Source organism: Actinophytocola sp. (assembly GCF_009379765.1).
Taxonomy (GTDB): domain Bacteria; phylum Actinomycetota; class Actinomycetes; order Mycobacteriales; family Pseudonocardiaceae; genus Actinophytocola.
Window position 1 is genome coordinate 1 of the sequence record NZ_WHTD01000042.1, and the last position, 11,083, is coordinate 11,083.

At 74.1% G+C, this 11,083-nt stretch carries 4 protein-coding genes and 1 pseudogene; 1 reads left to right on the forward strand and 4 read right to left on the reverse strand.

The window, feature by feature from the left end; all coding sequences use genetic code 11:
* A pseudogene (locus tag GEV28_RS15180) lies at window positions 1-151 on the forward strand (RNA polymerase subunit sigma-24); the annotation flags it as partial.
* A 383-nt stretch (window positions 152-534) separates the two neighbouring features.
* On the opposite strand, the gene GEV28_RS15185 reads toward GEV28_RS15180, so the two are convergent.
* Genes GEV28_RS15185 through GEV28_RS15200 form a run of 4 tightly spaced genes read right to left on the reverse strand, consistent with a single transcriptional unit; the run spans window position 535 to window position 11,083 of the window.
* A complete protein-coding gene (locus tag GEV28_RS15185; RefSeq protein WP_367115105.1) occupies window positions 535-2,103 on the reverse strand; it encodes an AMP-binding protein in 1,569 nt (522 codons plus the stop codon).
* On the reverse strand, window positions 2,100-3,119 hold the full coding sequence (locus tag GEV28_RS15190) for an iron-containing redox enzyme family protein (protein WP_291412710.1): 1,020 nt from the start codon (window positions 3,117-3,119) through the stop codon (window positions 2,100-2,102). The genes GEV28_RS15185 and GEV28_RS15190 overlap by 4 nt, the downstream gene beginning before the upstream one ends.
* Before the next feature lie 33 nt (window positions 3,120-3,152).
* Window positions 3,153-9,773 (reverse strand): non-ribosomal peptide synthetase, encoded by a 6,621-nt coding sequence (locus GEV28_RS15195; RefSeq protein WP_291412711.1) that lies wholly within the window; start codon window positions 9,771-9,773, stop codon window positions 3,153-3,155.
* Window positions 9,770-11,083, reverse strand: coding sequence for an MFS transporter (locus tag GEV28_RS15200; protein WP_291412712.1), 1,314 nt, complete (start codon window positions 11,081-11,083; stop codon window positions 9,770-9,772). The genes GEV28_RS15195 and GEV28_RS15200 overlap by 4 nt, the downstream gene beginning before the upstream one ends.

Genomic DNA, 11,083 nt, shown 5'->3' on the forward strand with positions numbered 1-11,083 from the left:
GGAACGCACGGTCAACGCTCAGCCCGGTCTGGTGGCTCAGCAAGACGGCGTCACCGTGGTGGTGATGGCGTTCGACGTCGCAGGCGACCGGATCAAGCACATCTGGGCAGTACTCAACCCCGAGAAACTCCGGCCCTGGACGACAGACTGACACGCGTCTCCGGCATCTCCGGGTCCCCTGCCAGCTGTCGACCGGGCAACAACATGCCCGACACCCAGACCCGGCCGACCGACGTCCACACCGCGGACACACCGCGCGAGCAGACCGAGCAGTTACTCGACGACCATCGCAACGACGACCGGTAACCCCGGCATCGTCCCCGCCGCCGCCGCCGTGACCATGATCCGCTCTGCGCGCGCCGGCCGGCATCGACCCCGACGCCCGCGACCTGGCTCAGCACGCCGGCGAACTGCCGCTCAAAGGCCGGGAGCTCGCGCGGCTGCGCGGCGCGCTACGACGTGAAGAGCCGCGCCGCCGGCCGCAGGACCTCTGTGGAACTACGCGGATAGGAACTCTTACCGTCCCGGCGGGCCTCACCGTCCTGGTCTGCCCACCCGCTGGCCGGTCACGCACTCCCGCAACGCCTGGCGGTCGACCTTGCCGTTGACGTTGAGCGGCAGCGAGTCGCGGTGGTGGAGTCGCCGGGGCACCATGTGGATGGGCAGGTAGTCCCGCAGCCACCCGGCGAGTTGGCGGTCGGGCAGGGCCGTGCCGGTGTAGAAGCCCACCAGCTCCGGGCCGTCGCCGTGGGGTACCGCGATCACCACCGCCTGGGTCACCTCCGGGTGACGGGCGATGGCGGCCTCCACCTCGCCCAGCTCCACCCGGTAGCCCCAGATCTTGAGCTGGTCGTCGAGCCGGGAGAGGTGGACCAGGTGCCCGTTCTCCCAGCGCACCCGGTCACCCGTGCGGTAGAAGGACTCCGGTCGCGGTGCGACGTCGTCGCACGGCACGTACCGGTCGCCGTCCCGGACCAGGAACCGGCCCCGGTTGTCCCGCGGGTCCAGGTATCCGGCGAACCGCTGTACCCCGCGCACGCACAGCTCCCCCTCCGCGGCCGGCGCCCCGCAATCATCGACGACCACATGGTCGAGGTAGTCGTAGACCGGGCCGATGGGGACGGTGTCGTTGGACGTCGCGGGCCAATGCCGCGGGTCCTCCGGGAGGCGGTACTCCGTGCACGCGACGGTCAGCTCGGTGGGGCCGTACACGTTGTCGATGCGGGTGTTCGGTGCGACGGCCCGCCACGCCGCGACGTGGCCGTAGGTGAGCTGCTCGCCGATGAAGATGCTCTGCCGGAGCACCGTCGGGCGACCGGTGGGGAGGTTGCCCAGGCTCGCGCTGACCGACACCACGGACGGCACCGAGAACCAGTGCGTGATGGCCCGGTCCACCAGGAAGTCAACCGGGTTCAGCAGGTCGGTCCGGCTCGGTGAGACCAGAGTGGCCCCGCAGCCCCAGGTGACGAAGAGGTCGAACACCGACGGGTCGAAGGTGAGGTCGAACGTGTGCGAGACCCGGCACCCCGGCCCGACCTCGAACCGCGCGATGTTGCGCGCCACGTAGGGCGACACGTGGCCGTGGGTGATCGGCACGCCCTTCGGCCTGCCGGTGGACCCGGAGGTGAACAGCACGTACGCCACATCGGCGAGGGTGGCGGACAGCGCGGGAAGCGGCCCGGGCCGGGCGGCCAGCACCTCCGCGTCATCGAGCCGGACGACCGTGCCTGCCGCGTCGGCGAGGCCACCCGGCTCGGCGGCGTGATCGTCCACGATCAGCACGTCACATGCGATCGAACCGCAGATGATCTCGTTGCGGTACACCGGGTGCGTCGGGTTGAGCGGGACGACGGTGGCCCCGAGCCGCAATGCGGCCAGGTAGCCGGCGAGCGCCACCACGCCGCGGCCGGCCAGCAGAGCCACCCGGTCCGGCGCCGAGCCACGGGTCGCGAGGATCGTGGTGGCCACCGCCTCGGCACAGCGGCGAAGGTCGCGGTAGGTCAACACGTCGCCGGTGACGTCGAGCGCGGGCGCATCCGGGTGCAGCTCGGCGGACCGGGCGAACCACTCGTAGAGCGTCCTGGCCGCCATCGCGTCGGTCACGCGATGTCGTGCATGGCGCGGTCGCAGACGGCGAGGGCGCAGTCGAGGCGGCGCAGGATGCCGATGGCCACCTCGGGGAGCAGGTCGGGGCGCGTGGCGGCGAGCGGGGCGATGACGTGGTTGAGCCAGCCTTCGGCGTGCTCCACGTCGACGGTGACATGCTCCAGGAGGTAGTGCATGTCGCCCTCGGTCAGGCCGACCCGCCGCCAGCCCTCGATCTGACGCTCCAGCCGTCCGGGAACCACGAGCTCGGTCGCCTGCAGCATGCCGATCGACTGCGGGGCAAGGCTTCGGTCCGACGAGGTCTGGAAGTACATGTTGGCCATCCGCAGCTCCTCCAGCCAGTATCCATCCACATTGGACAGATAGTCCTCGGCGGGGATGCCCACGCGCTCCATCATGTCGAGGCGCAGTTGGCGGTGCGTTCCGGCCAGCTGCCCGTTGCCCATCTCGTCCCAGAAGTTGCCGGCCAGCTCGATCTTCTGACCGCCGTGGATGCCCGGCAGCAGCAGCGCCACCAGGTCGCCGAAATGGATGTCGAACGGCGTCTCCTGGCCGAGAAAGTCCCGCAGCTGCGCGAAGGTGGCCCGCTCGGCGAGGAAGTCGAACAGCGGGTGGGTCACACCGGACGCGTGCGTCTGGCACACCTCGGTCGCCCACCGGCCGAACGCCTCGGGCGTGGTCGGTATCTCGAGGCCCGCGCCGTACCCGGCACGGTCGCGGGAGAGCCACGCGTCGCCGACCCGGCGGTGGGCGTCCACAATGGCCGGGTGGGTGTAGTTGCGCCAGTGCGGCGACCAGGGCGGCAGGATCCGGTGTGCGTACACCTCGTACAGGAAGCGCTGCGCCTCCAGCTCGGCGGCCGGGTCGCCGTCGCCGAACGCGCCGACGCTCACCTCGTCGGCACGCCGGCCGAGCTCACGCAGCGCGTCGCCCGACGGGTCGGCGGCGTAGGACCGGACCAGGCCGGCGAGGTCGGTCGTCCCAGCCTCGATCTTCACGTCCATCTGGGTCATCGTGCACTCCTTGTCTAATCGGGAACTCTGACCTCAGCTCGCCGCCGCGAGCCGACACAGCTCGCGGACGGGGGTGTCGGGCGCGGCCGCCGCCCGGGCGAGCACCGCGATCAGGCCGGCGCGCCACCGCAGCGCGGTCCGCTCGTCGAACAGCTCGGCGTCGAACTCCCAACCGCCGACCACGGTGCCGTCCTGCTGGGGCACCAGCACGACCGAGCTCTCGTAACGCAACCCGTGCGGCGCATACACCGGGCCGATCGGGCTGAACTCGATTCCGATGTCCTCACCGACCAGCTCCATCGTGAACTCGCTCGACCGGAACGCGCGGCCGGCCACCGGCGCGTTCTGCACGGAGAAGCAGGCGGCCAGCGCCGCGTCCGGCAGCTCGAGCTCGGCGCGCAGCGACTCGAACGGCACGGCTTGGCGGCCGAACGCGGCGGTGGTGGCCTCGCGGGTGACCCGCAGCAGGTCGCCGAAGGTGGCCGAGCCGGCAACCGGCACCCGGACCACGACCCGGTTGACGAACCAGCCGATCAGCCGCTCCCAGTGCGACCGAACCCGCAACGAGTTCGGCGTGACAACCGCGATCTCGCCGGCACCGGAGTGGGCCGCGAGCACGGTCGCATACGCGGCGAGCCCGGTCATGTACAGCGACGTGCCGTTGCGCCTGCCCAGTTCCGCCACCGCCGCGGCCAGGTCCGGCCCGATCGTCAGGTTGAGGTAGCCGGGACGGAAGGCGTGGCCCCGCCGCTCGACGGGGGTCGGCAGCCCGATCCCGCCGAGCCCGCGCAGCCGGTCCCGCCAGTCGGTGAGATCCTCGGCGTAGCGCGAGCCGGCCACGTAGTCGCGGTGCCACTGGACGAACTCCGCGTAGTCGCCATCGAGCGGTTCGAGGTCGGGCTCGGTTCCCTCGGCGTAGGCGTGGTAGGCGGTGCCGAGCTCGTGCAGCAGGATGCCGATCGACCAGCCGTCGATGGCCACGTGGTGCACCGTCCACTGCACCACGTGGTCGTCCTCGCCGAGTCGGTGCACCCGGACGCGGATCGGTGGACCGGTGGCCAGGTCGAAGGCGCGGGCGCCCTCCTCGCGGACCAGCCGGCGCACCGTACGCAACCGCTCGTCGAGGTCCGCACCGGCCACATCGGACACCTCGAGCGGGATGTCGCGCACGGCAAGCACGCGCTGGACGTAGTCGTCGCCGTCGCGGTGCAGTGACACCCGCAGCGTCGGATGCCGGCGCACCACCAGGGCGAACGCCCGGCGCAGCGCATCGAGGTCGAGCCGGCCGCACATCCGCAGCGCGAACGGGGCGTTGTACCGGGGGTCGTGCCCGTAGCGCTCCTCGGTCCGGAAGAGCGCCTGCTGCGGGAAGGACTGGGGCAGCACGGTTCCCGGCGTCATGCGCGGGGCCGGGCGGTCGTCGTAGACCTGGTCCTGGCGCTCGGCGGCCCGGTGCCGCTCCTGCTCGACCAGGGTGGCCAGCCTGGCGACGGTCGGCTCGGCGAGGAAGTCGGCCAGCGCGATCTCGGCCCCGAGCCGGTCCCGCACCCGCGCCGTCACCTGGGTCGCCTGCAGCGAGTTGCCGCCCAGCTCGAAGAAGTCGGCCCTGCGATCCACAGTGGACAGGGACAGCAGCGGGCCGAGCACGTCGGTGGCGATGGCCCGCTCCAGGTCGGTCCACGCGGCGTCGTCAGCGGCGGCGGCTGGTTCCGGCGGGGCGGGCAGCGCCCGGCGGTCGATCTTGCCACTCGGCGTCCTGGGCAGCTCGGCCAGCACCGCGAGCCGGGTCGGGACCATGTAGTCCGGCAGCCGGGCCGCGGCGATCTCGCGGACCTCCGCCAGCGTCGGCGCGGTCGAGGCCGGCACCACGTAGGCGGTCAGGTGCCGGCCGGCGTCCCCGCCCTCCCAAACCTCGACCGCGACCTGCCGGATGCGCTCGTCGGCGGCCAGCACCGACTCGACCTCGCCCAGCTCCACCCGGAACCCGCGGATCTTGACCTGGCGGTCCACCCGGCCGAGGAACTCGAGCACGACCGAAGACCTGCTTGCAGGGTCGAGCATCGACACCGAAGACCTGCTTGCAGGGTCGAGCATCGGAACAGTCGCCCAGCGCGCCAGGTCGCCGGTGCGGTACAGCCGCGAGCCCGGCTCATCGCCGAACGGATCCGGCACGAACCGGTCCGCGGTGTGGCCGGGCCGGCCAAGATAGCCGCGGGCGAGCCCGGCCCCGGCGACGCACAGCTCGCCCGGGACTCCGGCGGGGACCGGCCGCAACCGCTCGTCGAGCACGTAGGCGCGATGGTTCGGCATCGGCAGGCCGATCGGTGGTGTCCGTCCGCCCGACGGCGGCCGGCAGCGCATCAGGGTGACCGCGACCGTGGCCTCGGCCGGGCCGTAGCCGTTCCAGAACTCCCGGCCACCGGTGGCCCACTCGTCGACGAGCACGCCCGCGGGCGCCTCCCCGCCGACGGACACCAGCCGCAGGTCGGGCAGCTCGGCAGGATCGAGCAGCGGCATCAGGCCGGGTGGCAGCTCGGCGACGGTGACCCGCTGCTCGACCAGCAGCCGGCGCAGCGCCTCGACCGAGAGCCGTTCCTCGTCCCCGGCCAGCACCAACGTCGCGCCCGAGCACAGCGCCGACCACAGGTCGAACACGGACACGTCGAAGGTGAGCGCGGCGAAACCGAGCAGCCGGGTGTCCGGGCCGATCCGGTAGGCCCGCGCGATGTGGCGGGAGAAGTCCACCACGGCGCGGTGCTCGACCAGCACGCCCTTGGGCCGACCGGTGCTGCCGGAGGTGTAGATGACGTAGGCGGCGGTGTGGTCGGCACTGTCCGGCCGGCCCGGCGCGACCGGTTCGAACGGACGCTCCGGGAGCGGATCCGGGTTCAGCACCGGGATCCCGGCGGGGAACCGGCCGGCCAGCCCGGCGTTGGTGACCACTGTGGACACGCCGGCGTCCGCGCACAGGTACTCGATCCGGGCCGGCGGGTACTTCGGGTCGACCGGCACGTAGGCGGCGCCGGCCAGCATGATGCCCAGCGGTGCCCAGACCGTCGCGGCGGTTCGGGGCAGGCACACCGCGACCCGGTGCTCCACGCCGACGCCCCGGGCCCGCAGCTCGGCGGCGAGCCCGGCCGCGCGGTCGAGCAGCTGCCGGTAGGTGAGCTCGCCGTCGGCCGCCACCACCGCCACCGCGTCGAGGTCCTGCCGGGCGACCAGCTCGGGCACCGTGGCCGGCGGGTCGGCGACGGCGCCGCCGTCCGCCGCGCGCAGCAGCTCGTCCCGTTCAGCGCCGGTGACCAGGTCGGCGGCGTCGATGGGCCGGTTCGGCTCGGTGCGCGCCAGTGACACCGCGCGGGCCGCGCGCCGGATCAGGCCGGTCACCGTGTGCTCGGTGATCGCGCGGCCGTCGAACACGGCGGTGATGCCGGTGCCGCCCGCTGCGTCCGGCCCGATGTCCAGCCCCACGGTCGCGGCGGCGTGCGCGGCCAGCGCTCCGGGGCGGTCGTGCACCGCGACGCTGACCAGCGGGTCCTCGGCCAGCATCGCGCGCAGCCGCGGCCACGGCAGGTCGGCGTCGCAGCGGGCGGTGGCGAGCGCCTCGCCCACGGCCTCGGTCACCGCGGCCGGCCCGTCGCCGGCCCCGACCGCGACCCGGACCGGAAGCATCCGGCTGAACGGCCCGGGCACGCCGTCGAGCTCCGGCGGCAGGACCGGGCGGGTGACCACCCCGAGGACCACGTCGTCGTCGCGGCCACAGCGGGCAAGCACCTGTGCCAAGGCGGCGAACCATTGCTCCGGCGTGGCGGTTTCCGGCACGGTCAGGCTGATCTGCCCGCGCGCGGGCGCGTCCGGTGCCACGCGGTCGGCCGGGATGCCCGATGCCGGGGCGCCGCGGAGCACGGTCTTCCAGTGCGCCGCCTGCCGGTCCCGCTCCCCGGTCCGGCGAGGATCGGCCTGCCATCCGGCATAGTCCGCGTAACGCAGCGCCGTACCGGCGTCGGGCGCGTCCGGATCGTCTACTGTGGACTCCGACAGCGGGCGCAGGGCCGAGGCGGCGGTGTCGTCGTAGAACTCCTGCTGCACCGACCGCGGCACGGGGCCGCGGATGCGGCCGGGCCGGATGGGCGGCGCCGCTCGCTGCGCCGCCCGCAGGCCGGCCAGGAACTCGCCGCGCCGGCGCTCGGGCAGCGCGGCGAGCCGCGCGGCCAGTGGCCGCGGCTCGGTGCGCACGCCGGCCGGCCCCGGCCCGAGGAGGGCGGCCACGTCCACGTGCCCGGCCGCGGTCAGCGGAAGCTCCGCCAGCTGGCGGACGTCACCGGGCAGCAGGGCACTGGGTACCCGGTGGCGCAGCCGTCCCAGGAGCGCCGGCACATCCACCGGGCGGCCGTCCGGCGCGACGATCCAGGCGCGCTCACCCATGACCACCGCGGCGGCGACCGCCTCGTCGCGGCCGAGCTGACCGGCCACCCAGACGTCCTCGCTGCCCGGCCGCTCTCCCAGCCGCTGGACGGTTCCGTCGGCCCGGCGGCGGGCCCACACACCGGTGCGGACGTCGCCGCCGGCCCCGGTGACGACGAGCTCGCCCGCCACGGCGTCCGGTACCGGCCGGCCGGCCGAGTCGGCCAGCCAGCCACCCGGCACGGCGCCGAGATCCGTACCGGCGGGCGGTACGCAGGCGTAGGCGCCGCCCGTGGCGTCGGTGCCGTGCACCCGCCAGGCACCGGGCACCTCCCAGCCGACGACCACGCCGGCGCCGAGCGGGCCGGGTGCCAGCGGATCGCGGAAGTCGAGGCGGGCGCCGGCCCTCAGCGCGGCCAGCGCCACCGGCAGCAGCGCCGGCTCGTCCGGCCCGAGCGCGAGCACCGCCGGCTCGCCGGCCGCGAACGGCAGCTCGCTCGCCACGGCCACCGCTTCGGCAAGGGTGCCGACCGGCGCACCCCGCCACCAGCCGGACAGGTCAGGCAGCCGGTCGTCTACTTCGGACTGTCCGAAGTAGACGACCGAGGCCGGCGGCGGGATGGTGAGCTCCGTGCCGCTGGGCACCACGAGTGCGGCCGCACCCCCGCAGTGCTCGGCCAGCTCGGTCGCCGACGCGCCCGAGGGCAACTGCCCGACATCGGCACCCAGCGCCAGCGCCCCGAGCGCCGCGGCGACCAGGTCCACCGACGCCGGCAGCCACAGTACGACGCGGTCGCCGGCGCCGACACCCGCGGCGCGCAGCTGGCCGGCCGCCGCGCCGGCCGGAGGGTAGGCCGGCAGGCCGGTCGCCGGGCGCGTCCGGACAGGCGCGGCCTCGGCCGGCGCGAGCAGCGGGATGTCGCGCAGCGGCATGCCGTCCTCGGCGGCGGCCAGCTCACCGAGCAGCCGCGCGTAGCGATCGGCGAGCCATTCGGCAACCGACCGGTCGATGCGCCGCTCGTCGAACTCCACCCGGACCCATGTCGCGCCCCGCGGCAGCGCCACGGACACCACCAGCGGCAGCCCGGTCTGCTCCTGCTGGCGCAGCGCGCGGACGGTCACCGGGCCGGCGGGCTCGCCCGTGGGCTCGTCGACGAAGTAGTTCTGGAAGCCGAGCACGCTCTCGTAGAGCGGCTCCCCCATCGGCACGGCGCTGCACCGCTGCGCGGCCGCGACCGGGAGGTGCTCGAACGCTCGGCCGGCGATCAGCTGCTCCTGCAGCGCGGCGAGCCACCGATCGACGACGAGCTCGCCGTCTGTGTCGGCTATGGCCACCCGCACCGGCACCGTGTTGACGAACATGCCCACCCGCTCGGTGACGCCGGGCAGCTCGGCCGGGCGGCCGGAGACCGTGGTCCCGAACACCGCGTCGGGCGTGCTCGCGCACCGGGCCAGCAGAAGTCCCCACGCGGCGTGGGCGATCGTGCTGGGCAGCAGGCCGCGCCGGCGGGCGAGGACGTCCGGCCGCCGTTCCGGGTCACACCGAAGGAAGAGCTCGACCCGGCCGGACGGTCCGGGCTCCGCGCTGACCCTGCTCACCCGGTCGACGCCGAGCGGGGTCGGGTGGCGCAGGTCGCCGAGCAGTCGCTTGAAGTGGGCGCCCGCCGCCTCGGTGGTGTCGTGGTCGCGCAGCCAGGTCACGAACTCCCGGAACGGTGCGGCCGGTGGCAGCGTCGCGGTCCGCCCGGCCAGCCGGGCCGCGACCAGTTCGGCCAGTTCGGCCTGGACGGTTGGCATGCTCCAGCCGTCCAGCACGAGGTGGTGGATCGTGGTGACCAGCCGCCACTCGTCCGCGCCGACCCGCAGCGCGTGCGCCCGCAGCAGCGGCGCCCGGCGCAGGTCGAACGGCGTCGCCCACTGGTCGGCCAACGCCGCCCGCACCGCCGCGTCCACATCGGACCCGCGCGCGTCGGTGACCGCGAGCCCCGGGGCGGCGTCGGCGAACACCACCTGCACCGGGGTGTCCACGCCCTCCCAGACGAACCCGGTGCGCAGCACGGTGTGCCGGGCCACCAGGTCGTCCAGGCCCGCCCGCAACGCGGCCTCGGCCGGCACACCGGTGACCGCCAGGACGAACTGCTGCTGGTACACCGGCGCCTCGGCGGCCCGCAGCGCGTGCACCAGCATGCCTTGCTGCATCGCCGTCAGCGGGTAGATGTCGCGCACCCGGCGCCTGGCGGTCACGGTCATCGGGCTGTCCCTTCCACCGGCCGGGGCGGTTCGGTGAGCCGGCGCACCGGCGAGCACCACACCAGCGCCGGCGCGATCGCCAACCCCGCGACAGCGGCGAACAGCGCCGCGCGGGGCCCGATCGCGACGCCCAGCAGCCCACCCCCGAGCGCGCCGAGTGGCGCGAGGCCCACGCACAGGAACCGGAACGCGCCGTTCACCCGGCCCAGCAGGTGGTCCGGGGTGGCGCTCTGGCACATGCTCTCCACGTTGATCGCGCACACCTGGCCGCTGCTCGCCATCAGGAACGAGGCGGCGATCAGCATCGGCAGCGCCACCGCGACGGCCGGCGGGGCCAGCGGGATCAGCAGGGCGGCCAGGCAGAAGCCGGCGAGGCCGGACCAGATGGCACCGCCGAGCCCGATCCGCCTGGCCACCGGCCCGGCGGCCAGTGCACCGACCACGGCGCCCGGGCCCGCGCCGAGCAGCGTGAGACCGACCAGCGACGCGGGCAGGTCCATCACGGAGACCAGGTAGATCACGTAGAGCGTGGTCTCGGCGGCCCACGCCACGTTGTTGATGGTGATGGCGAGCATCAGTGGCCCCAGCACGGGGTGGCGGGCGAGGAACCGGATCCCGGCGGCCACCTCGCCCCACACCCGGCGCGGCCAGCGTTGGCCGGACGTCGGCCCGGGCTTGCGCTCGGGTACGGGCTCCTTGTGGCGGATGCGGCCGAGCATGAACACGGAGGCGAGCACGGCGAGCCCGTCCAGGATGATCGCCACCGGCGCGGTGACCGCCTGCACCAGCACGCCTCCCAGGGACGGACCGGTGAGCTGCGCGCTGGCCCTGGCCGACTCCATCCGGCTGTTGGCCTCGACCAGGTGCTCGCGGCCGACCAGGCCGGGCAGGTAGCTCAGGTACGCGGTGTCGAACCAGACGGTGAGCACCGCGGAGACCAGCAGGGTGGCGCCGAGCAGGCCGATCGAGAGCACCCCGAGCGCCACCTCGACGGGGATCATCAGCAGCAGCACGGCCCGCGCGAGGTTCGTCACGATCAGCGTCGGGCGCTTGCGCATCCGGTCGATCGAGACCCCGGCCACGATGTAGAGCAGCGCGGGCAGCTTGCTGAGCAACCCGAGCAGGCCCAGATCGCCGACGCCGGCGTGCAGCGTCTCGATCGCGAGCAGCGGCACCACGACCGTGCTCACGTGGTTGCCGAACTGGGAGAATGCCTGGCCGGACCACAGCCGCACGAAGTCGCGGTTGCGCCATACCGGTGCGGAGAACGGGCGCCGGCGGGTGGCGGTCTTGCCGGTTCTCTCGGCCAC

Excerpts from the sequence above, each read along its gene's own strand:
- GEV28_RS15190 (WP_291412710.1), bottom strand. The coding sequence starts at position 3,119 with ATGACCCAGATGGACGTGAAGATCGAGGCTGGGACGACCGACCTCGCC.
- GEV28_RS15195 (WP_291412711.1), bottom strand. The coding sequence starts at position 9,773 with ATGACCGTGACCGCCAGGCGCCGGGTGCGCGACATCTACCCGCTGACG.